Origin of the sequence: Coleofasciculus sp. G1-WW12-02 (assembly GCF_040219735.1) — a bacterium.
Lineage (GTDB): Bacteria > Cyanobacteriota > Cyanobacteriia > Cyanobacteriales > Coleofasciculaceae > Coleofasciculus.
This window is the reverse complement of record NZ_JAVJRX010000194.1, coordinates 18067-42936: the sequence shown is the minus strand read 5'-3', so window position 1 is coordinate 42936 and position 24870 is coordinate 18067. Positions and strand designations below refer to the sequence as shown.

The window sequence follows — 24870 nt, the reverse complement described above, 5'->3', positions numbered from 1 at the left end:
CATTAAAAATCCATGGCACAGCAAAACGTTTCCACAGACAACTCTAATGTTGAACCCGTAACTCAACCCCCAGTTGCATCATTAAATCGCCATCAACGTCGGCTACTCTTAGCGGCGGCGGCGGTATCCTCTAGCTGTGGGCTGGCGGTTGAACTGTTGCTCGGAACCCTGGCTAGCTATTTAGTGGGCAATCAGGCGCTGTCTTTTGGAGTAGCTATCGGCGGCTTTTTGGCAGCCATGGGGATTGGCTCTTACTTAAGTCAATTTATCGCGCCCAAGTCCCCGCCGTGGCTCCAACAACGCCAACTGATTGTGGCATTTCTTCAGGTTGAACTGCTAATGGCTCCCCTGACGGCATTATTACCCTTAGGATTATTTGCCCTATTTGTCGTCAACGGTTTCCTCTGGTTGGGATTATTTCTGGTAACTGTGTTGCTGGGAATTTTGGCAGGTTTAGAAGTCCCCCTGCTGACACGAGTGCTGGAACTAGAGGAGGGAGTGCGGGAAGCGCTGGCTGGGGTTTTGGCGCTGGATTATGTGGGAGCGTTGTTAGGTTCGTTACTGTTTCCAGTATTGCTCCTACCCTTAATTGGCTTATTTCCCGCCGCCTTTGTGCTGGGCGCATTACCCGCCTTTATGGTGTTTGCCATTGGACAGCAGTTTCCTCGGCTGCGCCGTTGGGGATATCTAGGTTTAGGTTTAGGTGTCTTGCTGACGCTATCCGCACCCGCCGCGATTCCCATCAGTAATCGGTTGGAAAATACCCTGTATCAAGCCCCCGTAATTACCCGAATTCAATCCCCCTATCAACGGATTGTCTTGACGCGCCGGGGACAAGATTTGCGACTATTTTTAGATGGGGATTTACAACTATCTACCTTGGATGAATACCGCTACCATGAAGCATTAGTACATCCGGCAATGAGTGCGAGTCAGAACAGGCGTCATGTGCTAGTCATGGGTGCAGGGGATGGGATGGCGGTGCGGGAAGTGTTGAAGTGGCAAGACGTGGAACGAGTGGTGCTGATTGAGTTAGACGCTGAAGTAGTCAAATTAGCCAAGTCTCATCCCCAGTTGGTGCGGTTAAATGGGGGGGCGTTAACTGATCCTCGTGTTCAGGTGATTAACGCCGATGCCTTTGTTACAGCACCTGCCTTAAATGAAACCTTTGATATTATTATTGCGGATTTTCCTGACCCTGACCGAGAAGTGCTTGCCAAGCTCTATGCGGAAGGGTTTTACCAGCGTTTATTACCGCGATTGGCAGAGAATGGCGTTTTTGTCACCCAAGCATCGAGTCCTTTTTTTGCTCCAAATGTTCTAAGCTGTATTGTGGCAACGCTATCGGATGTGGGATTATCGACTCATCCTTATGTGGTGGACGTTCCCAGTTTTGGACCCTGGGGTTTTGTCTTGGCGTCGCGGCACTCGATTCAAGCGGATAAGCTGACATTATCGGTGTCAACTCGTTATCTGACTGAGCCGATTTTGCACCATTTATTTGAGTTACCTGGGGATGTCCAGTTAGGAAATGTGCAGGTGAATCGCCTCTCTCATCCTGTGATTGTGCGTTATCAGTCTGACCCCCGTTGGACAGCGTATTAGTAATAACTAATAAGTTATAAGTCAGATGATGGTATTTGTTTGGATTGGAATTATTGTGATTATTGCTACTGCTGCTGTTTTGCTAGTTCTTCAGCAACGGGGACTTTTATCAGGACTCGGTGAAAGTCGGCGTTTACCTCTGGAAGAACGTACCGTTTTTACCCTGGAAGTTGGTGATATTGTCCAATACATGGGGACAGATTGGGTGGTGGAAGGGCAACTGACTTATAATGTAGGCGACTATGCTTGGTATGAGTATTTATTGCAAGATGGAGAGCGTATTTGTTGGCTTTCTGTGGATGAAGATGACCGAGTAGAAGTGGCATTATTAGAACCAACGCAGCAGTTGGAGGTGAGTGGAGAACCCCCCAAGCAGCTAACCTTTGACGGTGACATCTATCGCTGTGTGGAATCTGGCGTGGCTCAAATGACGCGCACGGGTACAACGTTGCGCCGCACAGCAGAACGTTGTCGATATTTTGATTATGAAGGAGCGGATAATCAGGTTCTCTCGATTGAAGAATGGGATGGTAGGATTGAAGTCACCGTGGGAGAGCGTATTAATCCGAGAATGCTGAGTCTTCTTCCGGGGACAGGTCAACGGTTGTATGGTAGTTAAGCGTTTGTAGTCATCGATTCTTCAGTCAGGTAGGAGACTATCTCTCAACCTCTAATCAAACTCAGGCAGATCAAATGAGTTAAGTTTTATTGCAGCAAAAAAATTAACGAATTGTGACTCCTAAGAATAGCTCTAATGGGTGAGGCTTTTTGATCCCCGTTAAGTGTACCTTACTACTACCGACGCCAAGTACCCCACACCCAAAACCATGAAATCTACCGCACTCGACAAGTTTATTAACTTCTTGCGAGAGGAGTTAGCGATTCCATCGGCAGCCATTTCCTTAGCCTTACGCCATCAGGAAGAGAGTCCTAATTTATTACCGATGACGTTGTGGCAGTACGGACTCATTTCATTGGATCAATTAGACCGAATTTTTGATTGGTTGGAAACGGCACAGCTTACTCTGTAAGTCCTCTTTAGATTTTAACCTGCCTTGATACTGCTATGTTAATTAAGGATTGATTGGTGCGTCACGCTTCGCTAACGCACCCTAAAATTTGGCTGTAAATACTTATAACTGGGGATTAGGTTTTTTTAACGGCTTTGGCAATGGCACGTCTGGAGAATGCTGTGCTTGATCAAGCTTATAGCCTTCAACTTGAAGTTGTTGCACGAATTGGGTTGACTCAAAGTTGATTGGTTGTGTTGACGTTGGCAACTGTTTTTGTCCTTGACTTTGGCGTCGAAGTTGTTTTAGTTTCGCTTTTCGTCCCATGATTACTCCCTCGATAAGGACTCAACAAACATCTGATGTTCTGCTGTGGCTATCCCCTGTTGGATGATCTCCAATACCTTGGCTAAATTTCCAGCGAGTAAGGCGGATTGTTTTAACCACAAGCCAGGAAAGATTTCACCACAAATAATACCATTTTCATTGGGTTTTAGCTGGATATACTCACCCTCTTGTAACCTAAACCAATCGAATTGCTCATCGTACACTCGCCACACTAAATACTCTTGTACCTGATTGCGCCGATAAACGTTAAGTTTGTCATGTAAATCGATAGAGGCGCTCAAATTCGATGCGGGTAAGTTTATCGCCATTTTCCAGGGGAGGAAGGGTTAAAGTTGACGCGATCGCAGATTGATCTATCATGGTTTTGTTCTCCTTGAGTTGAGCCAGATTCAGCCATCAAAAGTGACGCCACCAATATTGTTCTAGCTGGTAGACTTGGCGCAAGTGTTGTAGGGCGGCTGTTGATAGCAACCCTTTGACAATGCCAACGAATTGTCCCCAAGCTAGCAACTGCGATTCACTCGTTGCTCTGTTGAACTGATATCTATAGAATGTTGTCCAAAATTCAGGGGCAATTCGAGATTTCCAGCGCTTGCGCCAACGCACCATATCTTGAGGGGTGGGAGGTTCGGCTTCCAGAATTGGCGGAAAATCGGCGTAGCTGACAAATCGGCTCAACCCTTTACCGTGAACATAAACAATATGTTGCCAGCATTCGATGCGATAAATCTCGTCGGGAGAGCGGTTAAACAGCAAGGAAACTGTCTCGACGGTGACAAATCGTGCTAAGGGGTGACGGTTGGAGGATTTGTAATTTAGTTTTGACTCTTCAAAGGTGGGCGTTTTTGTGGTATGTGTTGGTAACATAGAAATTACTTCCCATTTAATGGGACATTGGTGCGATCGCTCTTAAGTTTGCGAGACAGAAAGAGCGATCGCTTTTTCAGGTTCTCTCATTAAACGATGCAACTGCATCATTTGTCAAGGATGGGGTTAGTTAGGCTAAAGATTCGAGAACTTGCACAAGAGAAGGGATGGACGTTGAAGGAAGTGTCCGACCGTTCTGGTGTAATTTACAGTACGGTGAGAAGTTATGCCCGTCGTTCCGAGTTGTCAATGGTAGATTATACTGCCCTCTATAAGTTAGCTCGCACGTTTGATGTGATGATTGAGGATTTGGTTGAGATTTTAGAGGAGTAGAAACAAGCCGTTTTGGATCGCTGCAACCGTTGATATACCGTAGGGTGGGCATTGCCCACCAACCTGAAGTCAGTGCCATTCCTCCTAACATACTGTGTCAAAATTAACCTAAGTTTTCAGAAGGGCAAACCATGGTTTGGGCGACAGGGGATGCACTTTATAACGGTAAGTACATCTTAGAGAGACAACTAGGACAAGGGCGTTTGGGGATTACCTATCTGGTAAAGGATAGAGACGATTGTCGCTGGGTGATCAAAACCTTGAATGATGCACTCCTCAATTCCCTCACCCCACAAGAACAAAACCGACTGGAAACCAAGTTTTGTCAGGAAGCGGTAAAACTCAATGGTTGTAATCATCCTCATATTGTCAAAGTCCGAGAACTTTTTAAAGACGGGAAACGGTGGTGCATTGTCATGGATTATGTGGATGGGTTGAGTTTAGCCTACCGCGCCCAGAAAATGCTCCCAGAAGCGGAAGCCCTCAATTATATTCAGCAAATTGGTGAGGCGCTGATTGAGGTGCATGGGAATGGTTTGATTCATCGGGATGTGAAACCGGGTAATATTATTGTCCATGTTCGCGACGGAAAAGCGGAAGCTGTTTTAATTGATTTTGATTTAGCGCTGGAGTTTGACTGTGAGGTAACTTCAGTGCGGACAAAGGAAGCCTCAGACGGGTTTGCGCCAATGGAACTGTATTCCCGACTGGCTGAGAAACCGGGAGAATATACGGATGTTTATTCCTTAGCGGCGACATTGTATGAACTGTTAACCGGACACAAACCTGTGAGCGCAATTAAGCGTAAGCTAGACCGTGAGCAGTTAGAACCACCAAAAAAGTATAACGAGCAGATTAGCGATCGCACAAATCGGCTGATTCTCCAGGGTATGAAGTTAGAACCCAAGCAGCGCCCCCAGTCGATGCGAGAATGGTTAGATTCTCTGGGGTTGATCAGTGAAGCCTCTCCCCCTGCACCCACACCACCGCCTGCGAAGAGAGGATTAAGCTTAGAGCAAAAACTTGCGATCGCGGGGTTGATTGTAACGATGCTAGGTGTAATTGTGGCATTCTTCGGACCTTTGTCAGACTGGATGGATCGATTAAAACCTCAGTCACCCACCTCTCCTACTCCATCATCGACGATTTCGCCATAGACAATTCTAGAATTACCTCAAAATAGCCATGGTTTGGGCAACAGGGCAACGATTACAAGACGGTAAATATGTGATTCAAGGAGTTCTGGGACAAGGTGGTTTCGGAATCACTTATAAGGCGCGGCACGTATCCCTTAATCATCACGTTGTCATTAAAACGCCTAACGAATATCTGCAATACGAGCCAGACTACAGCGTTTTCAGACTCGATGTGATACACCTAAACAAGAGCAGAACAGAGCTGTCCTAGAGTTACTGTACTACACTGTGTTAGAAAGTGCTGTATCACAAATATGTGGCTCGATTTATTGAAGAAGCACAGATATTAAGCTGGGGCTTTGGTTGGGAGTTTTGCTGGGGCTGGGGCTGTGGCTGGGGCTTGGGCTGCGTTTATAGCTTTGGCTATGGCTGGTTTAGCTGGGGCTGTAGCTGGGACTGTGGATGGGACTGTTGCTGTGGTTGTGGCTGAGGCTGCGGGTGCGGATATGTTGGCGGTTCTGGCTGGAGAAAAGTTACAAAAATCCTTCAGCAAGTTTCACACCTTTCTAATTTGGCTGGGAACATCTTGGTTAGGACTTGGATTAGGATGGCTTTTGGGTTCAATATTCCGGTGAGTACGTTGGCAACTATAGCACCAATCGCCTTGGGTTTAAACCCAAGGCTAAAAGCGAAAGTCGTCTAAAGACGACTGTAAAATATTATGTCTGGTTGAATACTTACATTGTGGTGAAGGCAAGGCATAGGGTAAAAATCCGATGAAATAAGTAAAATATAAAAATAGCAAGATAGACGATAATAATAATGGTTTAGGTAGACATGATACACGAGTTTAAGTCCACTTTAGTGGACTTAAGCTGTTAGCCAAGAACTTGAGTTCTTGGCTAATGTGCGGACTGATTTAAAATGGTACAAGATATCAACAGGTTTTAGCTCTGAGCCAATTTAATTCAGGACTGTTTTTTTTGAACTTAAGCCACCATGCAACCCAATCACTCCACTCGCAAATACAAACGACGCCGTGTTCTGCGTTTAGCCGCATTAGCTGCGGGAACCTCAATTCTACCTGCGGCTTGCAGAACTGGGAATTCCACGTCACCAACACCTGATGCAGCCGTTGATGCAACCGTTCCCACCACCACAGCCACCCCTATCGCCCAGTCTCCATCCGGTAATGTGAGTAAAGTGGTTCTGGTGCGTACTGATGACCGAGTTGCAGGAACTCAAAAAGCACTGGATTTGCTACAACCTGAAGGACTTTCCGATCGCACTATATTTCTTAAGCCTAACTATAACACCGGAGATCCTGCTCCAGCCGCTACGGATACTCAACTCCTGGAAGCGCTGGTGCAAGAGTTACAGACGGCTGGAAGCCAAGAAATTACGATAGGCGATCGCTCCGGGATGGCAAATACTCGTCAAGCCATGGAACAAAAACAGGTGTTTCAATTGGCAGATCGCTATGGCTTAGAAACGATTGTTTTTGATGAGATGGATGCCGATCAATGGCAGTATATTTCCGCCGAGGGAACCCACTGGCAAAAAGGCTTTGCCTTTGCTCGTCCGATTTTAGATGCAGGGGCGATTGTTAATACCTGTTGCTTGAAAACTCATCGTTTTGGCGGTCATTTTACCCTGTCGCTGAAGAATTCCGTGGGGATGGTTGCCAAATATGTGCCTGGAGATTCGTTTAATTATATGCAGGATTTACATTCCTCCCCTCACCAACGAGTCATGATTGCTGAAATTAACCAAGCCTACAAACCCGCGCTGATTCTATTAGATGGGGTAGACGCTTTTGTCAATGGTGGGCCCGCCTCTGGGAAGAAGGTAAAAGCCGAGGTAATGCTAGCGGGAACCGATCGCGTAGCCGTTGATGCTGTCGCCATTGCCATCTTGCGATCGCTTGGCACCACTGATGCGGTTTCTGGTGGTTCAATTTGGCAGTTAGAACAAATTCAACGAGCCGTAGAACTAGGATTAGGTGCTAGCAGTGCTGAACAAATTGAACTGGTAACGGCGGATAGCGCTAGCCAAACCCTGGCAGATCAAATCCGTCAACTCTTAACGATTTAGCGATCGCCTGTTGACTGTGGATACAATTCCATAACCTTGGTAATCGGTAGCCGTGACTGTACGCCAATGGTTAAAGGAGAGGTATGTCCCCGATTCAGATGATCCGCCGCCGCACAACCAATCATGGCGGCGTTATCTGTACAATATTTAATCGGTGGGAAAAGAACGCGCAACTTGTGAGATGACGCCGCCGCTTGTAGGTGCTCTCTCAAGCCACTATTTGCTGCAACACCACCCCCAACGGCAATGGTGGTTAACCCATAATCGATCGCGCAATTAACCGCCCGTTTAGTTAGCGATCGCGCCACGGTTTCCTGGAAAGAAGCCGCAATATCCTTAACAGGTAATTCATCCCCTTCTTGCTCTAATTGTTGCACTAATCGCAAGACAGCCGTCTTCAACCCACTAAAACTGGAATCATAAGGGTGATACCCTCCACTCGGACGAGATATCTTCCCTTCGGGTAACCCAAAGGCGTGAGGATTTCCTTCCTTGGCTAACCGATCAATCGCCGGACCTCCAGGATAGCCCAGGTGCAACAATCGTGCTACCTTATCAAACGCCTCACCCGCCGCATCATCACGAGTTGAACCCAACATTTCATAGACGCCACAGTCCTTAACATAAATTAAACTGGTATGACCCCCAGACACCAACAAACACAAAAATGGGGGTGCGAGTTCAGGTTCAATCAGATACGTGGCGTAAATATGCCCTTCTAAGTGATGCACTCCCAGAAACGGCTTATTATGAACCATTGCCAGGGTTTTTGCCGCCGTTAAACCCACCAACAGCGAACCCACCAAACCGGGCGCACAGGTAGCGGCGATCCCATCAATCGCCTCCCAGCCCAGATTAGCTTCCGCCAAGGCTTGGGCGATCGCGGTATTGATCATTTCCAGATGCGATCGCGACGCTACTTCCGGCACAATCCCACCATAAGGCTGATGCACCGGAATCTGAGATGCCACAACATTACTACAACAGGTGCGATCCTCCACCACCGCCACGGCGGTTTCGTCACAACTGGTTTCTATGGCTAAAACACGAGCCATTTGCCCATAACCTGAATGAAAAACTCAATTTACATTTTAATTAACTTAACTTTACTCTGTTCAACCTGTCAGAGTAATATTGCTGGAGTGTACAAATCGCTTTTGTGTTTTGTACATAAAACTTTTGATTTCGTAACAAAAGGAAACAATTCTATGCGACGATTGTTGGCTCTACTTTTCGCCGTTACCCTCTGGTTTAGCTTTGTCACCCCAGCCTTGGCTGATTTTGACCATCTCACACGCTGTAGTGAATCACCCGCATTTCAGCAACGAGCGAAGAATGCCCGTGCGACCACCGATGACCCCAATTCCGGGCAAAAACGCTTTGAGCGTTATTCTCAAGCCCTCTGCGGTGATGATGGACTGCCCCACTTGATTGCGGATGGTCGCTGGAGTCGAGCAGGTGATTTTCTCATTCCTAGCATTCTCTTTTTGTATATGGCTGGCTGGATTGGTTGGGTTGGTCGCTCCTATTTACAAGCGATTCAAGCCGATAAGAATCCCGAAGAAAAAGAAGTTATCATCGACGTGCCTTTGGCAATTAATAAAATGCTCTTTGGTTTTGCTTGGCCCCTAGCCGCCCTGCAAGAAGCCCTCTCTGGCAAATTGTATGCCAAGGATGAGGAGATTCCTGTATCCCCTCGCTAATCTAGAAATTGGCAACTGGAGATAGGAGCTAGCTGATGGGTGTAGAATTTTCCGTCATTTCGGGGGACTAACATCCTAGCTGTCCAAATCTCTAGTTACACAATTGATCGACTTACCTATCCACTATCACGTTCAGGAGAAGTTTGATGCAGTATTTTCTCAAGTATCTTTCCTTAGCCCCGGTGTTAATTGCTGTTTGGTTAACCATTACAGCCGGAGTTTTGATTGAATTTAACCGCTTTTTCCCTGATTTACTATTTCATCCGATGCCGTAAGCTGAGTGGTTGGTATAGATTGAGGAGAGAATTTGTTAATATCGTTATTTGCTAACTCCCTCCTGACAAAATTACCACCACAAGCTATCTAAACAGTCCTAGATAAGGATTACTTGTACCAGGGAAACTCGCTATTGCTTCATCGTAATTTTGCGTTTCCCCAAATAACCCTGTCCCCCTGATTTGCGAGGACGGGGTTTTTGATGAGGGAACTGGGGGAGTTATCAGTTATCAGTTATCAGTTATCAGGAGCTGGGGGAGCTGGGGGAGAGAATGACAAATGACGTAGCTTGCTTCTCGATGAAAGCGAGTATGACGAATGACAAATGACGAATAACGAAACTCAAAACTTCCCAAATCCCATATATCCTGGATAAGGTTGTAGTCAAGGGAGAAGAAAAATGGCACGTTTAGCCCTGCTGAGTGTATCCGATAAAACCGGACTGGTTGAGTTTGCCCGTAAGCTGGTTACAGAATTTGACTTTGCCTTAATGAGTAGTGGGGGAACCGCAAAAGCCCTGCAAGAGGCTGATTTACCCGTAACTAAAGTATCTGACTATACAGAATTTCCCGAAATTTTAGGAGGTAGAGTAAAAACTCTGCATCCCCGGATTCATGGCGGTATTCTGGGACGGCGGGATGTGGCGGAAGATGTGGAACAAATGGTAGCCCATCAGATTCTACCCATTGATTTGGTGGTAGTGAATTTGTATCCCTTTGAGGAAACGATCGCAAAAGCCAATGTGACGTTATCAGAGGCGATCGAGAATATCGATATTGGGGGACCTGCGATGCTACGGGCGTCAGCAAAGAATTTTGCCCATCTAACGGTTTTGTGTAAGCCCAGCCAGTATGAAACCTATCTAGAACAATTACGCCAGCATGAGCATCAACCGTCCCTAGAATTCCGCCAAGCCTGTGCAATACAGGCATTTTCTCATACAGGTGATTACGATCGCGCGATCGCGTCCTACCTAGGCAAAACCCAGGAACCCCTCGACGCAGCCCCGGAAGCACCATCCCTTCCCCAAGATTTTGTCCTCTCTGGAAAGCAACTGCAATCCCTACGCTACGGAGAAAATCCTCATCAATCAGCAACCTGGTATCAAACTGGAACCACTCCCACCGGATGGACGGCTGCAACTAAGCTGCAAGGAAAAGAACTCAGTTACAATAACTTGGTGGATTTAGAAGCCGCACGGCGGATTATTACTGAATTTACAGATTTACCCGCCGCAGCTGTGCTTAAGCATACAAATCCCTGTGGTGTGGCGTTGGGAGGTACGCTGTTTGAAGCTTACGAAAAAGCCTTACACGCTGATCCCGTTTCTGCCTTTGGCGGTATTGTTGCATTGAACCATCCGATTGATATGTCTACAGCCGGGGCGTTAACCCAAACCTTTTTAGAATGTGTCGTCGCGCCAGAGTGTGATCCCGACGCCAAAGAGATTCTGGCTAAAAAATCAAAATTACGAATTTTACTGCTACCTGAGTTACAAAATGGTCCCAAGCAAACCGCAAAAGTTATTGCTGGTGGGTTACTGGTGCAAGCGTCGGATGATGCAGTCGATACCCCCGACGACTGGCAAATTGTCACCGAAAAGCAACCGACTCCTGATCAACTAGAGGAATTATTATTTGCCTGGAAGGTGTGTAAACACGTTAAATCTAATGCCATTGTCGTAACTCGCGATCGCACCACCTTAGGAATTGGCGCCGGTCAAATGAATCGGGTAGGCGCGGTGAAAATTGCCTTAGAACAAGCTGGGGAAAAAGCGAAAGGAGGTATTCTCGCTAGTGATGGATTCTTCCCCTTTGATGACTCAGTACGCACAGCGGCTGATGCTGGAATAGACGCGATCGTACAACCTGGGGGAAGTTTACGGGATAAAGATTCGATTCAGGCGGCGAATGAATTGGGTTTAGTGATGGTACTTACAGGTATACGTCACTTTTTGCATTAACTAACAAAAAAGGGTGTAATGACGTGGCACACCTAATTGGATGGATTAGAATTAGGCAAAAGAAAAGGTAGGGGCATGTAGGGGCGCAAGGCTTGCGCCCGATTCAAAAGATTTTTTCCACCATTTTATCTGTGTCACGGTAGGGTGCGTTAGCGTTCGCGAAGCGTTCCCGTTCGCGCAGCGTTCCCGAAGGGTAGGGTAGCGTAACGCGCCGTTGCGCTAATTATTTCACACAAAAAAGGCGATTCAATTCCTTAAATTTAGGCATAAAATTGCTCAATATAACAAAAATTGGCTACAAAATATAAGAACCTATAATCTAATAGATAATAACCATGCCGATTATCAAAAGCACGAGTGAGGCTGATGTCAAAAATTGATGTTCAGTAAATCAGCGTCCCCAGGTTGAGGTAATCGTGGCTTAGAGGGGCGAGTAGGAGTGGAGGGTGGCGACGGCTGCTGGCTAGGTGTTGAAATTTGGGTATCGGGACGATTGGGATTATAAATGCTAACTAAAACCTCAATCAAATCCTCTCGCTGCTGGCGAGTCAGCTTTTCTATCGCCGCGCGATCGCCTGCCATCGGATTTTCCCTTAACGTGTTACTACTGGGATACACAGATTCATTTATATACTCATTAGCCCCAAGATAGTCAGCAAGGGTCAGCTTCCAATCAAAACGGTAATTAGGAAGGCGTCTTTTCACGTACAGGTGATAACGAATCAGACGACTTGCCAGTGTAGTCTCTAAATTTACTTCGCCCGTTTCATTACTGACATACTGGTTCTCTTTGGGGAAATCGGGCAATCGCTCGTAAACTTGACGCCAAGTATCCTGAGATCTAATTAATTGGGCGCTGGCGGGTTGGGAGCCTAAAATTGGCAAAACAGGGATAGTCCTAACTCCCGCTTTGCCCCAGCACAAGCCGATACTCATTACAAAGGTAAGGGTAAACAGCACAACGAAGCCTGTCGCCTTACCTTTGTGTTTCAGTTGGATCATAGTGAATAGGGATGATATCTGACTTTCACGGTATGTGGCGCAAAGTGAGTGTGAATTCTCTCCGGGGCGGGTTTCACCACTATCTTTTTGGTTGCAACCTGATGTAACTAAACCCGCCCCGACTCAGGTTTTTAGACTTCCCGTGAAAAGTCAGGGATGATATAGCTGTCGCCATAAAAGTTACTCCCCCAGCTTCCCCAGCTTTCCTGGCGCCCGCCTTTAATCCCCAATTATTTCCGGTTGGGTTAGTTCATCAGACATCTCAATAATTGCCCGCAGTACAGGCTTCATCATTGGGTCGTCGAGATTTTCAAAATCTTCGTAGCGACGGCGCTTTGCCCGATTTGCCACTTGCACCGTAATCCGATAGCGATTAGAAGCCGCGTTGACTAGCTCCTCTGCTCGGTGCATAATTTGACTGTAATCCAACTGGTAACGCCGATGCAGCATAGATTTTTATTCCGTTTCTTATCCTAAAGTCGCAAGTTATAAGTCTAGCATTCTTGACCCATGACTGCCTGTGTGAGCGCAGCAGGGCGAAGCCCAGCCAGAATGCCCCCATCTTCTAATCCCAGTGGGCAACCCAAGCAAGGATTGTCAACGCTTAGTCCTCGTGATCTTCAAAGGGATCACTCAATTGAGCCGAAGGCGGACCAAACGCTGTGTAGATTGAGAAGGCGGTGACGACGATCAGAATTACAGCGACTGAAATGCTAAGAACTATTGCAGGTTCCATGGTGGGTCTCTATAGATTAGTCTTCTTCCTCTATAATATTACAGAACATTACAAAACGTGATCGAAATTAATCATAGGTGACCCATGGCACAACGGACGTGGTTAGGAGATATTCTCAAACCCCTGAACTCTGAATATGGTAAAGTGGCTCCCGGTTGGGGAACAACGCCTTTGATGGCGGTGTTCATGCTCTTATTCTTCGTTTTCTTGCTAATTATCTTGCAGTTATACAACTCCTCGCTGTTGCTGGAGAACATCAATGTGGATTGGAAAAGCTTAGGTCAATAGGTCTGTTGGTGTTGATTGTACTCTTTCTCCCCCAACTTTCTCTTTCTCCTCCAAGCCAGCGACATGGTATTTGCGAAGCACCAAACAAGCTATAGGGTTCATAGCCATAAACTTTTCTCTAATCAGATATGAACCATTGAGACCCTCTCCCTCTGTGCTTTTCAGTGGGGAGAGGGTTATCTGTGAAGCGTTAGACTTTAAATTTGAGACACAATAGACACAGGTCTCGGTACATCAGGAGGTTATGAAATGAACGTTTTTGGGATTGGTTTACCGGAAATGGCGCTGATTTTGATTGTGGCGCTATTAGTATTCGGACCGAAAAAGTTGCCGGAGATTGGTCGGAGTCTAGGGAAAGCCATTCGCGGCTTTCAAGATGCATCTAGAGAATTTGAATCGGAATTTAAGCGTGAGGCTCAACAGTTAGAACAAGCGACAAAAACACCAGCACTGTCTGAAACTCAGCAGAAAGCTACTCCTGAAACTGATTCAACAGATAACGATAATCACGCCGCGACTCCGTCTCAAGCTGGCTAACAATTATTTTTCACTGAACGTTTTCGCTGAACGTGAAGACGGAGTGTTAGTCTTGACTGACTGATGTTTCCCTAGCGGTGTCCATTTTTCATTACCTAAAATGCCACAAAATGTCAGGACAGCCATTTGTCCTAACGGTGGCACTTACCCTGAAAGAGGGAGGAATACGGCGACCAATATCAGATGGGTAAGCGCTCAAAATTCTATCGGTCTTGGGCATCCGGACGGCTGCGGAGAGAAGGGTAGGTAGCTGTCGGACCTAATCGTGGGTAGTCCATGATCAAGTAATTCCTGATGAAGCCAAAAGCTGACACCATGGCGCGAGCTTGGTGTCAGTTGTTCATAAAGACCGTTGCCCATTATTTTGCTCAGTGTTGGGTGCCTCAAACTTGTACCCAACTCCCCGAATCGTTTGGATTAATTTTGGGTCACTCGCATCAATTTCGATCTTTTTGCGAATTTGCCCAATATGAACGTCAACAACTCGTTGGTCTCCAACATAGTCGTATTCCCACACTTCCTGAATCAATTCAGAGCGGCGCAGGACTTGACCCGGATGAGACGCTAAGAAATGTAACAAATCGAACTCTAGAGCGGTCAAAGGGACGAGTTGCTCGTGAAGGGTCACCTCCCGACGTGTGGGATCAATCGTCAAGTGATTGTAAACGAGGCGCTGCTGGTCGGTCGGCGTAATTTCTCGCTTACGTCTCAAAATCGCCCCCACTCGATTTTCGAGTTCCATTAAATCGAAGGGCTTAGTGAGATAGTCATCACCACCTTGTTTGAACCCTTGGTTTTTGTCAGCGGGTTCACCGCGACTAGTGAGAAACAGAACAAAAACATCATTGATGTTTTGCATGTCCCGGCAAAGGTTGTAGCCAAGGGTATCCGGCAAATTTACATCCAGAATCACTAAGTCTGGGTTGAATTGTTTAAATGCGGCTAAAGCCGTCTTACCATCCTGCGCCGACTCCATTTGATAGTTCTTTTTGCTCAAAAAGCGAATGATTAAATTGCGGATTGCCGGGTCGTCGTCCACGACAAGAATTTTGGCGGAGACCATGGTCATAAATTTCCACGGAGAACTAATTTCAGGGATTGAGATAAGATGCACACTTATTCACCACTAGGATGTCTTGAGCATTTTAGTCAATACTCTTCTAGCGTAACTGGATCAGGAATCAGGGTATAGATTTTTGTGACATCAATAGCGTAGTCAGCCTTTAAGTCAATTATCGCCAGAGAACTCAGGGATGCCAATAGCGTCTGGCATCGTTACCCAAGTGGGAAAATAGGGCAGCCGCCCAATAGCATAACCGCTTTTGGCAGATCTGGCATCACTTGGGCTGGACTCAACAAATTTTTCTGTCCAGAGGACTTGTTTGCAAAGAACAGGCTACACTAGCTTGCAAGGGAGTTAGCATGACACTCGGTATCTAACCAGACTGTTACCTGTTGGGTGCAGCCCGGTTAAGAGCATCGATGTTTATCATAATAACCAGTGTAGAGTCTTAACAAAATCGGCGGAAGTCCCCATCTGTCTTCACGGTGGGAATGGATAGCCTCACCCTAGCTGATAAGCTAAAAACATTGGTTGGAACTCCAACTAAAAACCGCGACCAAGGGACAAAACAAAATTACTGCCTGTGGAAGACGGGCGGCTGCCTGTGGACGCTGAGTAAGACCATCACCGGATTCAGTTCTGGACTTTCTGCGCTTTTGAAAGTACCCAACGTGGCATCGGCGGATGAGACGGGAAATCTCGAAGACGAATAAGACCGTCACTGTTTTAGCTAATGTGAGGGCGTTAGAAGCCCCAACAAAAGCGAAGCAGGTTGGGGTACTTCACGATATACCAGTGAAAAAAAGGGATATCTCGGAGGTTTTGAATGAGCGATCAAAATCCCTACGAAAAACTTGGGGTCACAGAAGATGCTTCCTTTGATGAAATTCAGGATGCTAAAGGACGCTTGATGCAACAGCATCGCGGCGAACCTAAGCTCATAGAGTCGGTAGAGGCGGCTTATGATGCGATTATTATGGATCGCCTCAGAATGCGCCAAGAAGGAAAAATCAAAGTTCCAGAACGCATTCGTTTTCCGGAACGGGAAAAAGTCCCACAAACCTCTTTGGGTTTCAGCCCACCCTCAGGCAATTCCTCTCCGGCTTGGCTACAACGACTTTTAGACACCCCGACGAGGAGTGATCTTGTTGCACCAACGGTTGTGTTCTTGGTATTGAGTGGTCTGACTTTGTTTTATCCGGAAGCGTCAATTCTTACCTTGGCTGTCGCCTTGGGGTTTGGCGGTACAATTTATTTCCTCAATCGCAAAGAACAACAATTTGGTCGGGCTGTCTTACTGACCCTAGTCGGTTTGCTGCTCGGTGTAGCATTAGGAACAGTTCTGGGAGGAGCGTTGGAGTCACTGCTTATCGACATGGGTTTGACCATTGAGAAATTTGCCTCATTGGTAACCTTTGTCTTGTTCTGGCTGATTAGCAGCTTTCTGCGATGAAAGGGGGAATAGGAGAAGACAAGGTAGAGATTCAGCAACTCCCTTGTCCTCAATTTCCTTATTCCCTGTTCCTGATTAAAAAATACTGATCAACTCTTTTCAATCGACAAACAACCCCGTTTCATCTGCTCCCTCTCTATCGCCTCAAACAAAGCGCGGAAATTCCCCTCACCAAAGCCTTTTGCCCCCCATCGCCGTTCTATGAACTCAAAAAAGAAGGTGGGTTCGGCGAAAATAGGTTGGGTAAAGGTTTGCAGAAGCAACGCTTGAGGGGATTTGGCTTGCCAATCTACTAAAATTTGCTGCTGGGCGATCGCGTCCCATTCCGCCATCGAGAAATTATAGCCCGGATTGCGATCGCGGACTATCCTGTAATAACTGGGGGGAACGTTGATGAAGGACATACCTTGGCGGCGTCGTTGCGCGATCGCACCTACAATATCTCTCGTAGCTAAGGCAATATGCTGGACTCCGGCTCCTCCATTCACATCCAGAAATTCCTGAATTTGAGAATTCGCTGATGTCGGTTCATTAATGGGCAATTGTGTCCCTGTCACCGGATGCACCATAACCTGAGAGCATAAGCCAGATTTTTCCGTCTGGATAGTAAACACCTGCTGTGGTTGGAAGTCCAACACCTGCTGATACCACTCAACCGCTTTCGCCAAATCCCCAGCCGCCACATTCAGGACAACGTGATCGATATGGGTAAACTCCTCAATTGGGGAAGTGTTGATTGTTGAGTGTTGAGTTTGTACAGATGCGCCCTGGCGCGTCTGATTGTTGGGTGTTGAACTCAGCCAGTCTACCTGTACAGGAAAGTAGGGAATGGAATGAAAACTATGGCGTTCAACCAGAGTATGAGTCATATCGCCCCAGGCGGCGACTTTACCCCATTTTATGCATCCATCCTCATAGTTGTGAATTTGAAGGGGTTGTAAGACCTTAGCGCCGCGTTTGAGCAGTCGTTCCATAACATATTCCATGTCGGAAACGTTAAAGGCAATATCAGCAACACCTGGAGGATGCTGGTGCAGAAACTGGGCAACGGGACTGTTCGGCGCGATCGCAGACGACAGGACAAAATAAATTGCCCCACTCTTCACCACTGTCGTGCGTGTGTGACAACTCGCCCCCGATGCCACAGATTGAAAGCCCATCTGCTCGACAAACCAAGCGCGGGAGGCTAGCGCATCTTTAACGTAAAAGTGAATGTGATCGATTCTCATGGCTTATCCCATCCGGCAGCTTACCTGGTTGTCAATTTTGCCGTTTTTTGCGGAATTTCAGGTCATTCTTAAGGGAGAGCCATTGGTCATTTGTCATTTGTCATTCGTTTACTCTCCCATCTTCCCTATCTTCTGTTACCTCCCCTCGCCACAATACTTCTTCAGCACGCCCTCGTTAAAAGAATAGATGGCTTTCCGGCTGAATGTTGATTTCCATCGGTACTGCTTGCTCTTCAGCGTTCAGGGCAAACAGAACGGCATTAGCGGCTGTTTCCGGCGTGAGCATCTTCTTGCGATCCACTTTTAAGCTGACATTATCCCAGAAGGGTGAATCCACACCGCCAAAGTAAAAGAGTGTAAACTTAATCCCAAAACGCTTTAATTCATCTGCCATACATTTGCTAAACCCGACAACGCCAAACTTTGAGGCGCAGTACGCTGATGCCATTGCCATGGAATGTTTGCCCAAAATGCCGACGATATTACAGATATGACCGGATTTTTGACTTTTCATCACTTCGGCGGCGGCTTGACAGGTATAGAAGCTACCTTTGAGATTTAAGTCCAGCATCGCGTCTAGGTCAGCCGATGTAATTTTGTTGTACTGTTTAAGAATTCCTGCCCCCGCCGCATTGACGAGTACGTCAATCTGACCAAACTTGTCAACCGCCTTGTGCATAAGCGTTTCCACCTGGGCTGGATCGGTGATATCGGTTGGTACATTTAAGACTTGCTCTAAATTAGTCATGGGGAGTTGGGACACTAAAGCGGCTAAGCGATCGCTCTGTCTGGCGGCGAGGACTAAATTTGCTCCCTCTTTTGCTAATTGGTGGGTTACAGCCGAGCCAATACCCCCTGTGGCACCAACGACCACAATAACTTTATCTGGCATATAATTTTACATTTCTTTACACTTTATTCATACTATAGCGATTTGTGATGTCCGACTCGCGAAGTAAAGGGTCAAAACTCAAAACTCAGATGGATATCGTAGTCATTGGTAGCGGATTTGGGGGTCTATCGGCGGCGATTCGGTTAAGTGCTGGGGGTCATCGAGTGACGATTGTGGAAAAGCGCGATCGCGCCGGGGGGCGTGCGTATGTTTATCAACAGCAGGGGTTTACCTTTGATGGGGGTCCCACGATTATTACCGTGCCCCATTTAATCGATGAGTTATTTGCCCTAGCTGGAAAGAAAACTGCCGATTATGTCAAACTTGTCCCCCTTGAACCCTTCTATAACGTCCGCTTTCCTGATAGGTCAGTCTTTCACTACAATAATTCCACCGACGCCCTAATTGAACAAATTCGCGCTTTTAATCCAGCCGATGTCGCCGGATATCAACGCTTTGCCAAAGCAGCAAACGCCATATTTGAGAAAGGATTGCCGTTAATGGAGCAGTCGTTTAGTCGCTTTACGGATATGCTAAACGTGGCTCCGGATTTGATTCGTTTACAGACGTATAAATCAGTCGCTGGGTTTGTTAATCAGTACATTCAAGATGAACGATTGCGGCAAGTTTTTAGTTTTCATCCCCTATTAATTGGTGGAAATCCGTTTCAGAGTACGGCTATTTACGCCATGATTCACAAGTTAGAACAGGCGTTTGGGATTTGGTTCCCTATGGGAGGAACGGGCGCATTAGTCCAGGCGCTGGTGCAATTATTTCAGGAACTTGGGGGTCAACTGTTGCTAAATCAATCGGTATCGGGAATTGATGCGGGATATATTTGGGCGTCAACAGCTTGCGGAAGATTTTGCGTTGTATTTGCATCATCCTACGGCGACTGATCCATCTTTAGCCCCACCGGGATGTGATTGTTGGTATGTGTTATCGCCTGTTCCCCATTTGGGGAGTCAAACAGACTGGAGGGTGATGGCGAAACCGTATCGGGATAGGATTATTGACTATTTGGAACAGCATTATTTACCCGATTTATCCAAGCATATTGTTACAGAACATTATATTGATCCGTTGCATTTTCGCGATACATTAAATAGTTATTTAGGGAGTGCCTTTTCCGTGGAACCGACTCTCACACAGTCGGCTTGGTTTCGTCCTCATAATCAGAGTGAGGATATCCCTAATCTCTATTTTGTGGGTGCGGGAACGCATCCGGGTGCGGGATTACCAGGGGTGATGAGTTCAGGAAAAATTGCAGCGCGGCTGATTGAAGAAACGGCAAGCCAAATTGTAGTGGCGTGGCACAGCTAAAATGGTGGAATAGATTTGACTGGTTTTCTGGGCGCACCATCCGTGGGCGCACCATCCGTGTGCCCCTACAAGGTAATCAATCAATTTAGGTGTGCCGCGCCGTTATCGTGAGGAGAGCGAATCGGAACACACCTGCTAACCCAGCCTAAACAAAGCCTATGACAACTGGTGCAAGATCTCAGTATGACCCGACAGAATATAGAAGGAGCGATCTCATTCACTGTGATCTGTTCTCCAACCTTGTGCTAACGGCTCAACAGGCGCTAAACCGCAATGTCATCTAACAATTTAGACCACTACTACAGAATACTGGGACTAGAACCCGGAGCCTCCCTAGAAGAAGTGAACCAAGCCTACAAAGACTTGGCATTTATTTGGCATCCGGATCGGGTACCGGAGGAGAATCAGCGCTTGCGCCAGAAAGCTGAGGACAAACTCAAAGAAATAAACCAAGCGCGAGACGAACTGCGATCGCACAAACCCAAAACGCCCAAAACCCCATCCTCACCGCCACGCAAACCTGCGGCAAATACCTATTATTACCGTGCGCGATCGCCCCGAGAAGAACCGACTCAATCGCGGCGTTACTCTCAATCAACAGAACCGAAGCAACCACCCTCCTCATCTAGGAGTTACTCTCAATCAACAGAACCGAAGCAACCACCCTCACCAGCTAGGAATGACTACCAACCCAGAACGCGATCGCAATCCCAGCGCCCGCGATCGCATCCCGATCTCAGTGGTGCTAATTTTCAGGGAGTTGATCTCAAAGAAAAAGATCTATCTGGACGCAATCTTAGTAATGCCAATCTCAGTCAGGCTAACCTGACGGATGCTTTTTTACATAATGTAAATTTCAGTGGTGCAAATTTAGAAGGAGCCAATCTTTTTCGCGCTAACTTATTTCAAGCCTGTTTAGTTCAGGCAAATTTACGAGATGCTAATTTAATTGGTGCGGATTTAAGTGGTGCAGATTTAAGTGGTGCAGATTTGCGGGGCGCTAAAGTGGGGACAGCCGACCGATTGCTCGTTAAATTAACGGGAGCTATTTTATCGGGGACTATTTTACCCGATGGGCGGATTCACGAGTAATCAAACCCATGAAAATTTATCTAACTATCTGTTTGTGCCGAATACTCCATTTTCATTCACTTTCATCTTTATCAGTAAACCCCGACACCCGCCAAGAACTCCAGTTCTTGGCTTATAGCTAAAGTCCATTAAAATGGACTAAAAATTTTATGCACTCGTCTTTAGACGACTTGAGCTTGGGTTCTTTGGGTTGAAACCCAAGGCGGTTTAACTCGTCCAGAATCTGCCCAGATAGGTTAACCTGTATGCTAGATCAAGAGGGTTCTCCATACCCACACCTTGAACAGTTATAGCAACTGCCATAGCGGTTAGGACACATCTTATGGTAGAGACTCCTCCGGCGGAACGTCTGGAACAACAGTTCGCTTGTCCTAATCAATGTGTCTACTGCTATAACAATCGTCCGACTGTCAATGTTCTAGTTTTGTCAATCATTTGTAAGGGATGAGTAAAACGTTATATGAGTAGTTCAATCCAAGAATTTGATGTTAAATATTTTGTGAAACTGCGGAGTTCTCTAGATGGAGAACAAAGCTTTCTCAGTTGGTCAGGTTCTATCTATGCCTTTATTCCCGGAGAACGACGAAAAAAATTGTTTAATATGCTGGGAATGAGTGTCAGCCGCTGTATTCCCGCCGATGAAGAAAGTTGGAATTTTACTTCACGAGAACTTACCTATTATCTTGACCCCGAAACCGGAGATATCCTGCATCAGTGGGACAATCCTTGGACGGGAGAAACCTTAACCGTTGTTCATGTGGCAAATAATCCGGTACAAGGTTATCTAAAAGGTAAATTTCCGGCGGAGGTAAATAAGGATATGACAACCTTCTGGTTTGATTTATTTCCCAATTACCCCAACCCTTTAGCCAACGAGCCTCAATTTGCCGCATACAGTCCCCAAGAAACCTATCAAGCGGCTGAACTGTTTAAACTTACGGTTCCTACAGAGGATTTACATGATCCAGACTTAAAGTCCGTTTCTAAACTCTTTCTCAGTTGGGATAGAATCGGACCTTGGGTACCTTGGATGAAAATGGGTGATCAACGTGGACAGCTTATCTATAGTGGTCGAGGGGTTAAAGTGAATGATTTTACGGAATTACCCGAATTACTCCAAAATGAAATTAATACTCGCGTTCCTGTCTATAAAAATGCTCCTCAGCCGCCATTAGATGAGGATGCTGATATGACATCTTGGACGTATTTCCAAAAGCATTTTCAGGCATATCTATCGGGAGAGCGATTTCCAATTGTGGAAACAGAATAATATCATGCTGAAAGCATTCGCGACGAAAATTTAACGGTAGACCCGAACAATCCGCAATGCTTCTCTCCTAGGAATTTATCACTTCTTCAAACCAGGGTTTAATATGACTAAGGTATCATCATCAACACGAGGCGATCGCACTTCATCTAGAGGCGCTAACCGACGGGAGGAAACCGATTGGCGACTTTTCCTGAGATTGGTTCCTTATGCACTCACCAAAAAACGCCTACTGATCACAGCGATTATTTTACTCGTTCCCGTATCTATTCTGGGTGCTATTCAACCCTTAATTATTGGGCAAGCTGTTTCTTTAATTCGTCAAGAAGAAACCTGGTGGTTTCTTGAGAATCGTTCCTTGTCAGAAGGTATCAATATCTTAGCGATTTTCTTGTTACTGAGTATCATTATCCGATTAATCTGTAGCATTTTTCAGAAATTCCTGGAAGAAAACTTGGGTCAGCAAATTACCGCCGGGATTCGCAATGATTTATTTGACCATATTACCTCCCTGGCGGTGCGATTTTTTGACCGCACCCCTGTGGGGAAACTGATTACTCGCATCACCAGTGATGTGGAAGCATTAGGATTAGTCTTTTCTAGTGGTGCAATTGGTATTCTTAATGACCTATTCTCAATGCTGGTTATTGCCATTTTTATGTTTTCCCTGCAATGGCAACTGGCGCTCATTCTGATATTAATGCTGTTTCCAGTTACGGGGTTGATTGTCTATTTTCAGCAGCAATATCGGAAAGCTAATTATACAGCCAGAGAAGAACTCTCTACACTCAACTCAATGCTGCAAGAAAATATCGCTGGGATTAATATTGTCCAGCTATTTCGTCGGGAACAAGTGAATGCTGAGATGTTTCGGGCGGTGAACCAGCGCTATGTCGCGGAAGTTGATAAAACCATCTTTCATGATTCCGCTGTATCCGCCACATTAGAGTGGATTTCCTTAATTGCGATCGCGGCTGTATTATGGTTAGGAGGCTGGTTAATCCTGCAAGATAATCTCAGTTTTGGTGTCTTATCTGCCTTTATTCTTTACGCGCAGCGTCTATTTAATCCTTTGCGTCAGTTTGCTGACAAGTTTACCATGTTCCAAGCGGGATTCACGGCACTTGAACGGGTGAGTGATATTATGCATGAGCCGATTGAAATTCGTGATCCAGAGTTAGCGCATTCGGCGTTAATTTCAGAACAACCGAGGACAAATGGTAAGGGAGAAGTAACAGCGCATCGAGGTGAAATTCGCTTTGAACATGTCTGGTTTGCTTATAAAGAAGATGACTATGTTCTTAAAGACTTAGATTTTACCATTCGCCCCGGACAAAAAGTGGCGTTAGTTGGTCCCACTGGTGCGGGAAAGAGTTCGATTATTCGCTTGCTGTGTCGCCTCTATGAAGCCACAAAGGGACGCATTTTAGTAGATGGGATTGATATTCGGGATTTGCCGCAATCTGAATTACGGCGTCAGATGGCGGTTATTTTGCAAGAGGGGTTTTTGTTTGCTGGGGATGTTAAAAGTAATATTACCTTGGGAGAAGACTACTCGATTGAACAAGTGAAAGCGGCGGCGGAAGCTACAAATGTTGCTCAATTTATCGAACGACTTCCTCAAGGCTATGATACCCAACTCCGGGAGAGGGGAACCAATCTTTCTGGGGGTCAAAAGCAGTTATTGGCATTTGCCCGGGCGGCGATTCGTAATCCCCAAATTTTGGTATTAGATGAAGCGACGGCGAGTTTAGATGTGGGAACCGAAGCGTTAATTCAACAAGCCCTTGATCATTTATTGGAAAAACGCACGGCAATTATTATTGCCCACCGTCTGTCAACTATTCGCAATGTAGACCGAATTTTGGTGCTTAAGCGGGGTGAGTTGGTGGAATCCGGTTCTCATGAACAACTGTTGCAACAGGATGGTTTGTATGCGGCTTTGTATAAGTTGCAGATGTTGGGAACTTAGGGTATTTGTCATTTGTCTGTTTATTTTTGTTTTTCCTGTTGACACAAATAGATAATTATGTATAAAAAAAGTAGAATAATAATTGGTGCGATCACGTCGATCTGTCTCCTCACTATAATCCTAGGATGTTCTCCTAATGAACAAAACTCGGAAACAGTGCAAAGTCGCGATCGCCCGTTTGTAGAAACGGCTGAATCTCCTGCAACCAAGCCCATTTCAGCACCAATTCATTCCCTCGGTGACGTCATTTCCATCACCCAAAAAAATCTCAATCTCCAATTTACTGTTAACAGCACCAAGGTGCATCCGGGAAAAGGCGTGATTCAACCAAATAAAGGGAATCAATGGGTAGTAGTCGATACCACCATTGTCAATCAAGGACAACAACCGCAAACCTTTTCCGTGGTTTCCTTTGAAGTTATCGATGGAAACAATAAAACCTACGAAGTAGCACTTTTGGCTAGTGCATTGGAGGATATTGAGACGCCAACAGGTGAAATTAGTCCGGGTGATCAACGACAGGGACAGCTTGTGTTTGAAGTTCCTGAAGATACTAGCAATTTAAAACTGTTATTTCAGCCGAATCCGATTGAGTGTGAAGAAAAATCAACAGCAGCCAAAGGATTAAATTGTCAACCCATTATTGTTAAACTATAACCAATCACCCATCATCCATCAACC

The 24870-nt window shown here is 46.1% G+C and carries 27 protein-coding genes and 2 pseudogenes; 19 read left to right on the top strand and 10 right to left on the bottom strand.

Going from position 1 to position 24870, the window contains the following annotated elements; genetic code table 11:
• The first annotated feature begins 12 nt into the window (after nt 1-12).
• The 3 genes from RID09_RS30600 (at nt 13) to RID09_RS30590 (ending at nt 2636) form a co-directional block, all read left to right on the top strand.
• Nucleotides 13-1605, top strand: a complete 1593-nt coding sequence (locus RID09_RS30600) for a polyamine aminopropyltransferase (protein ID WP_446339672.1) — start codon at nt 13-15, stop codon at nt 1603-1605.
• A gap of 28 nt (nt 1606-1633) precedes the next feature.
• Nucleotides 1634-2224 (top strand): DUF4178 domain-containing protein, encoded by a 591-nt coding sequence (locus RID09_RS30595; RefSeq protein WP_446339694.1) that lies wholly within the window; start codon nt 1634-1636, stop codon nt 2222-2224.
• A 208-nt stretch (nt 2225-2432) separates the two neighbouring features.
• Nucleotides 2433-2636 carry a DUF2949 domain-containing protein gene (locus RID09_RS30590; protein WP_446339671.1) on the top strand — a complete coding sequence of 68 codons (204 nt, stop codon included), beginning with the start codon at nt 2433-2435 and terminating at the stop codon, nt 2634-2636.
• Nucleotides 2637-2738: 102 nt separating this feature from the next.
• On the opposite strand, the gene RID09_RS30585 is transcribed toward RID09_RS30590, so the two are convergent.
• From RID09_RS30585 to RID09_RS30575, 3 genes and pseudogenes are all read right to left on the bottom strand, one after another.
• Nucleotides 2739-2942, bottom strand: a complete 204-nt coding sequence (locus tag RID09_RS30585; RefSeq protein WP_446339670.1) for a hypothetical protein — start codon at nt 2940-2942, stop codon at nt 2739-2741.
• A gap of 2 nt (nt 2943-2944) precedes the next feature.
• Nucleotides 2945-3235 (bottom strand): annotated as a pseudogene (locus RID09_RS30580) (Uma2 family endonuclease); the annotation flags it as partial.
• A gap of 124 nt (nt 3236-3359) precedes the next feature.
• A complete protein-coding gene (locus tag RID09_RS30575) occupies nt 3360-3830 on the bottom strand; it encodes a hypothetical protein (protein ID WP_446339669.1) in 471 nt (156 codons plus the stop codon).
• Nucleotides 3831-3950: 120 nt separating this feature from the next.
• Between RID09_RS30575 and RID09_RS30570 the strand changes: the two genes are divergently transcribed.
• The 4 genes from RID09_RS30570 to RID09_RS30555 all read left to right on the top strand — a co-directional run bounded on the left by RID09_RS30570 (nt 3951) and on the right by RID09_RS30555 (nt 7393).
• On the top strand, nt 3951-4163 hold the full coding sequence (locus RID09_RS30570; RefSeq protein ID WP_446339693.1) for a helix-turn-helix domain-containing protein: 213 nt from the start codon (nt 3951-3953) through the stop codon (nt 4161-4163).
• Between the two features lie 131 nt (nt 4164-4294).
• Complete coding sequence (locus RID09_RS30565; RefSeq protein WP_446339668.1) at nt 4295-5320, top strand: serine/threonine protein kinase; 1026 nt, start codon at nt 4295-4297, stop codon at nt 5318-5320.
• A gap of 338 nt (nt 5321-5658) precedes the next feature.
• The gene (locus tag RID09_RS30560) at nt 5659-5934 is read left to right on the top strand and encodes a hypothetical protein (RefSeq protein WP_446339667.1); all 276 of its coding nucleotides are present in this window, start codon (nt 5659-5661) and stop codon (nt 5932-5934) included.
• Between the two features lie 364 nt (nt 5935-6298).
• Complete coding sequence (locus RID09_RS30555) at nt 6299-7393, top strand: DUF362 domain-containing protein (RefSeq protein ID WP_446339666.1); 1095 nt, start codon at nt 6299-6301, stop codon at nt 7391-7393.
• On the opposite strand, the gene tsaD is transcribed toward RID09_RS30555, so the two are convergent.
• Nucleotides 7390-8448 (bottom strand): tRNA (adenosine(37)-N6)-threonylcarbamoyltransferase complex transferase subunit TsaD, encoded by a 1059-nt coding sequence (gene tsaD / locus RID09_RS30550; protein ID WP_446339665.1) that lies wholly within the window; start codon nt 8446-8448, stop codon nt 7390-7392. The genes RID09_RS30555 and tsaD overlap by 4 nt on opposite strands.
• Before the next feature lie 153 nt (nt 8449-8601).
• On the opposite strand from tsaD, the gene RID09_RS30545 reads away from it, so the two are divergent.
• From RID09_RS30545 to purH, 3 genes are all read left to right on the top strand, one after another.
• Nucleotides 8602-9096: a Photosystem I reaction center subunit III gene (locus tag RID09_RS30545; protein ID WP_446339664.1), complete on the top strand. Its 495-nt coding sequence runs from the start codon at nt 8602-8604 to the stop codon at nt 9094-9096.
• Nucleotides 9097-9242: 146 nt separating this feature from the next.
• Nucleotides 9243-9371 (top strand): photosystem I reaction center subunit IX, encoded by a 129-nt coding sequence (gene psaJ / locus RID09_RS30540; RefSeq protein WP_446339663.1) that lies wholly within the window; start codon nt 9243-9245, stop codon nt 9369-9371.
• Between the two features lie 401 nt (nt 9372-9772).
• Nucleotides 9773-11335, top strand: coding sequence for a bifunctional phosphoribosylaminoimidazolecarboxamide formyltransferase/IMP cyclohydrolase (gene purH / locus RID09_RS30535; protein WP_446339662.1), 1563 nt, complete (start codon nt 9773-9775; stop codon nt 11333-11335).
• A gap of 369 nt (nt 11336-11704) precedes the next feature.
• Here purH and RID09_RS30530 read toward each other — a convergent pair whose 3' ends face one another.
• The 3 genes from RID09_RS30530 to psbN form a co-directional block, all read right to left on the bottom strand.
• Nucleotides 11705-12337, bottom strand: coding sequence for a hypothetical protein (locus RID09_RS30530; RefSeq protein WP_446339661.1), 633 nt, complete (start codon nt 12335-12337; stop codon nt 11705-11707).
• Between the two features lie 219 nt (nt 12338-12556).
• Nucleotides 12557-12787: a DNA-directed RNA polymerase subunit omega gene (locus RID09_RS30525; RefSeq protein WP_446339660.1), complete on the bottom strand. Its 231-nt coding sequence runs from the start codon at nt 12785-12787 to the stop codon at nt 12557-12559.
• A gap of 154 nt (nt 12788-12941) precedes the next feature.
• Nucleotides 12942-13073: a photosystem II reaction center protein PsbN gene (gene psbN, locus RID09_RS30520; RefSeq protein ID WP_446339659.1), complete on the bottom strand. Its 132-nt coding sequence runs from the start codon at nt 13071-13073 to the stop codon at nt 12942-12944.
• An 84-nt stretch (nt 13074-13157) separates the two neighbouring features.
• On the opposite strand from psbN, the gene psbH reads away from it, so the two are divergent.
• A complete protein-coding gene (gene psbH / locus RID09_RS30515; RefSeq protein ID WP_446339658.1) occupies nt 13158-13361 on the top strand; it encodes a photosystem II reaction center phosphoprotein PsbH in 204 nt (67 codons plus the stop codon).
• 249 nt (nt 13362-13610) lie between these two features.
• A complete protein-coding gene (locus RID09_RS30510) occupies nt 13611-13898 on the top strand; it encodes a TatA/E family twin arginine-targeting protein translocase (protein ID WP_446339657.1) in 288 nt (95 codons plus the stop codon).
• A 340-nt stretch (nt 13899-14238) separates the two neighbouring features.
• On the opposite strand, the gene RID09_RS30505 is transcribed toward RID09_RS30510, so the two are convergent.
• Nucleotides 14239-14967, bottom strand: a complete 729-nt coding sequence (locus tag RID09_RS30505) for a response regulator transcription factor (protein ID WP_446339656.1) — start codon at nt 14965-14967, stop codon at nt 14239-14241.
• A 485-nt stretch (nt 14968-15452) separates the two neighbouring features.
• Between RID09_RS30505 and RID09_RS30500 the strand changes: the two genes are divergently transcribed.
• A complete protein-coding gene (locus tag RID09_RS30500) occupies nt 15453-15674 on the top strand; it encodes a hypothetical protein (protein WP_446339655.1) in 222 nt (73 codons plus the stop codon).
• A gap of 113 nt (nt 15675-15787) precedes the next feature.
• Nucleotides 15788-16414 carry a CPP1-like family protein gene (locus tag RID09_RS30495; protein WP_446339654.1) on the top strand — a complete coding sequence of 209 codons (627 nt, stop codon included), beginning with the start codon at nt 15788-15790 and terminating at the stop codon, nt 16412-16414.
• 89 nt (nt 16415-16503) lie between these two features.
• Here the strand turns inward: RID09_RS30495 and hppD are convergent, their stop codons facing one another.
• Complete coding sequence (hppD, locus tag RID09_RS30490; protein ID WP_446339653.1) at nt 16504-17643, bottom strand: 4-hydroxyphenylpyruvate dioxygenase; 1140 nt, start codon at nt 17641-17643, stop codon at nt 16504-16506.
• Between the two features lie 175 nt (nt 17644-17818).
• On the bottom strand, nt 17819-18535 hold the full coding sequence (locus RID09_RS30485; RefSeq protein WP_446339652.1) for an SDR family oxidoreductase: 717 nt from the start codon (nt 18533-18535) through the stop codon (nt 17819-17821).
• An 89-nt stretch (nt 18536-18624) separates the two neighbouring features.
• Here RID09_RS30485 and crtI point away from each other — a divergent pair.
• From crtI to RID09_RS30460, 5 genes and pseudogenes are all read left to right on the top strand, one after another.
• A pseudogene (gene crtI / locus RID09_RS30480) lies at nt 18625-19858 on the top strand (phytoene desaturase family protein).
• A 273-nt stretch (nt 19859-20131) separates the two neighbouring features.
• Nucleotides 20132-20950 (top strand): pentapeptide repeat-containing protein, encoded by an 819-nt coding sequence (locus RID09_RS30475; RefSeq protein WP_446339651.1) that lies wholly within the window; start codon nt 20132-20134, stop codon nt 20948-20950.
• 460 nt (nt 20951-21410) lie between these two features.
• Nucleotides 21411-22220 (top strand): DUF1838 domain-containing protein, encoded by an 810-nt coding sequence (locus RID09_RS30470; protein ID WP_446339650.1) that lies wholly within the window; start codon nt 21411-21413, stop codon nt 22218-22220.
• Between the two features lie 103 nt (nt 22221-22323).
• A complete protein-coding gene (locus tag RID09_RS30465) occupies nt 22324-24189 on the top strand; it encodes an ABC transporter ATP-binding protein (RefSeq protein ID WP_446339649.1) in 1866 nt (621 codons plus the stop codon).
• A gap of 57 nt (nt 24190-24246) precedes the next feature.
• Nucleotides 24247-24846, top strand: a complete 600-nt coding sequence (locus tag RID09_RS30460) for a DUF4352 domain-containing protein (protein WP_446339648.1) — start codon at nt 24247-24249, stop codon at nt 24844-24846.
• The last annotated feature ends 24 nt before the right edge of the window (nt 24847-24870 follow it).